The organism is Orbus sasakiae (assembly GCF_039542345.1).
GTDB lineage: Bacteria > Pseudomonadota > Gammaproteobacteria > Enterobacterales > Orbaceae > Orbus > Orbus sasakiae.
Window position 1 is genome coordinate 1 of sequence record NZ_BAABHY010000012.1, and the last position, 2731, is coordinate 2731.

2 protein-coding genes and 2 pseudogenes are annotated in these 2731 nt (G+C 31.2%); all 4 read right to left on the minus strand.

The window, feature by feature from the left end; genetic code table 11:
* Positions 1 to 507: pseudogene (locus ABEA36_RS12250) on the minus strand (hypothetical protein); the annotation flags it as partial.
* Between the two features lie 48 nt (positions 508 to 555).
* On the minus strand, positions 556 to 1410 hold the full coding sequence (locus ABEA36_RS12255; RefSeq protein ID WP_345492600.1) for a hypothetical protein: 855 nt from the start codon (positions 1408 to 1410) through the stop codon (positions 556 to 558).
* A 122-nt stretch (positions 1411 to 1532) separates the two neighbouring features.
* A complete protein-coding gene (locus tag ABEA36_RS12260) occupies positions 1533 to 1958 on the minus strand; it encodes a hypothetical protein (protein ID WP_345492602.1) in 426 nt (141 codons plus the stop codon).
* 1 nt (position 1959) lies between these two features.
* Positions 1960 to 2731 (minus strand): annotated as a pseudogene (locus ABEA36_RS12265) (hypothetical protein); the annotation flags it as partial.

The window sequence follows — 2731 nt, forward strand, 5'->3', positions numbered from 1 at the left end:
ATCTTTGAACTCACTTGCTGATAATAAACCACTTACTCTTGTTTTATCAAACATCATTCCTGGCAAAGTAAGTCGATATTCAAGATAAACCTGTACATACGCACTGCTTAAATCATTGCCACAAAACGCAATCGACTGCGAGCGAACCAAATTGCCATCTGATGCTGATGGCGCAATTAATTGAGCCGCTTTTTCCACTACGATTAACGACTTGTCACTTTCGGGGAGCTTATCTGCCAGCGAACGCGTTTTTTCAATAAATGCAGGTAAATCATCACAGGTAAATAATTCAAAATGACCCTGTAGCGTTAACTCATTATCATTCACGCGTTTCATTGTTGATAATGCAAAATGCTTTGGAATATGATGATGCGCGTTTAGGCTATTGTTATGCCCAAGGTACCCAATAAAGTCACCACTTGTCATCGCAATCGGCTCATCGAGTACCACAACTTTATCCAATTCCTTCGGTGAGAAGGTCAAACTATCAAGATGAGTTAACTTCACCCTAATGAAAAACTTTTGTGATACTAAGCTCTAGAACGAAAAATTCAATTATTCTGACTTTATGCGTTCGATAACATAATCAGGAATATCATCAATATATATTTGTTGATAAAATTTATATTGAGAAATCGCTTTTTTCCTTAAGTCGGGAATTTCTGAATTCCAATAAGCATTTGCTAAATCTAATACAGAAATAACTCTATTGGGATAAGTTTCAACTATTTTTTCCAAAATAATAGCGCTGGCTTGCCAATCTGACTCATTAATCAAACGAGCGATAATATTTAGTAAATCTACATTATCATTATTTAAAAAATTTATATATTCTGTTACTAAATAGATATTAATTCTTTTTATTATTTGATCATTCTTGTCAGAATTAACCAATAATTTTAATGAGTCTAATTCTTGTTCAATCTCTCTTTTTTCCTCATCTGGTGTTTTTTCAAAATAGTTTGCACTATTGTCTCCTAAATAATAACAACACTGTATTCTTTTTATACTAAGATTTGGAGTAAATTGATTATCTAAAATATTAGATTTTTCGCCTTCTATAATTTTAGTTAGAAACCACTTTTTTGTATAAGTATCCCATTTATATACCTGAGAAAATATATTTCCACCTTGACTAGAATATGAGCTATCAATTTCAATCTCACCGACAGAAAAACTTAAGTGTGACTTCGGTTCAATTTCGTCATCATACCTTTCAATCATATATTCATGTTTAGAGTTATTGTCTGATGAAAGAAACATTGTTAATTTTAGTTTGTCTAAATAGTTTTCTTCAATAATTTGATCTATGACACCATCACCATCATAATCAGCTTCAAAAGTTATTGAATAAGCATTTATAGGAATTAATAATAAGAAGAAGAATAATTTTTTTATTACTAAGGTCATAGAATCGCCTTTAATCTATTTTCTGCATGAAGCCTTGCATTTGAATACCGTTGTCATTTGTTTTATTTATTGGATGTCTGACATTAATAACTATATGTTTACAATAAAATATTAATTGGAAACTACTTTTTTACTGGTATAAAATTATCACCCTTAAAATTATAATATCTTACACAGAATCCATCATATAGTTCTGATTCATCCGGATCTGCAAGGATACCAGATATAGCAATTAAACTACTATTTAAATGATAGGTTACTGAGAAACCGTTATCTCCATTATCATCCTCAATTAAATAAGCATTAGGAAATCCTATAATTTCACCTGTATTTAAATTTTTTATATCACCGCAAATTGCACCACCTCCACAGCCATAAACTGACAAATAGTAATGACCAGCAAAATTTGCATCTTTTTTCATTTCAAATGAAACAGGATAACTATTAAAATCTAATGTACTGTTATTTGTATTATGATTTTCACTAGTACAGCCTAAAGAAAAAAATAAAGCTATAAAAATAAAATTAAACTTTTTAAAAAAATTCATATTACCTCCAATCATTACTTTTTGATTTAATCAATACCTCTACCATTTTGTCAGGTGATATATGAGCAGTATTTAACCCATCACCTTGATAGTAAGATGAACCTTCAAAAGAAGCGAGACGTCCGCCACTAATTGTTTTACCTTTTCTTACTCCTGCTGATGCGAATTCTTTTGCCCAGTCATAAATTGCATCTTCAACATCTCCGTCACCTTCTAAATATTGAATAATGTTTTTTCTTTTAACTTTTATTAAATATTCTTCAAAAATAAAATCTTGAGTTTGTTTATCATATTTAAGTGATAAATCGAGTTTTAAATAAGATATTGCAGATTTTAGTGTTATTGGAATTATTTGAAATCTTCCAGCCGCAAATATTTCTCTTTTAGTTTGTTTTTCTATAAGTTCTCTTAATGTCATAGATGTAATATCTGTATTAAAAAAAGCTTTTAGTTTGGGCTTAGTCCTATTATAAGCAGAATAATCATTGTTAGATTCAACTTTACCTAATAAAATAGCAAACGGGCTATCTGACCATCCTAGTAAAGCATTAATTTTAAATAAAGCCATCCCCACCGGATGTAAGAACCAAGCTTTACCGTCAGGAGAGAGATTACTCAATACGGGGGCATTATCGGTTGTCGCTGTGTCGGTGTTATTAGTCTGTGAGGCTTGCGCCTTAGCTACCTCATCCCACCAAAGTGAAGGCTTGATTCGCTGCGCTTTTTCTATCTGCCATGTATCAATGTGTGATTGATACTGCGCATTAAGTAAT

Coding starts and splice junctions, on each gene's coding strand:
- ABEA36_RS12255 (WP_345492600.1), bottom strand. CDS start 1,410: ATGACCTTAGTAATAAAAAAATTATTCTTCTTCTTATTATTAATTCCT.
- ABEA36_RS12260 (WP_345492602.1), bottom strand. CDS start 1,958: ATGAATTTTTTTAAAAAGTTTAATTTTATTTTTATAGCTTTATTTTTT.